Origin of the sequence: Bacillus sp. SIMBA_031, assembly GCF_046535225.1 — a bacterium.
Classification (GTDB): Bacteria; Bacillota; Bacilli; order Bacillales; family Bacillaceae; genus Bacillus; species Bacillus velezensis.
In genome coordinates, this window is the sequence record NZ_JAWRXC010000560.1 from 1 (window position 1) to 247 (window position 247).

1 protein-coding gene is annotated in these 247 nt (G+C 61.9%); it reads right to left on the minus strand.

The window, feature by feature from the left end; genetic code table 11:
• Positions 1-212 (minus strand): class II fructose-bisphosphate aldolase (locus tag SB724_RS21360; protein ID WP_410573025.1); only part of this gene is annotated, 212 nt, incomplete at its 3' end.
• Positions 213-247: the final 35 nt, after the last annotated feature.

Here is a 247-nt window from a genome sequence, read left to right on the forward strand (position 1 = left end):
CGGGCGGTGCCTGCGAACAACCTCAGGAGCCGCGATACTTCGGGCACCAGTGCGTCACGGCCGGCGCCCAGGTACTTACGGGAGTCGACAACGGTTGGATGCGAGGCCAGATAGTCGCGGACTGCACGGGTGAAGAATCCATTCAGGTGTGTGGACACGTTAATCTTGCTCATGCCCGCGGTGATCGCCTCCGAGATTGTTTCGTCCGGCACCCCCGATGATCCGTGGAGGACGAGGGGAACGTTGA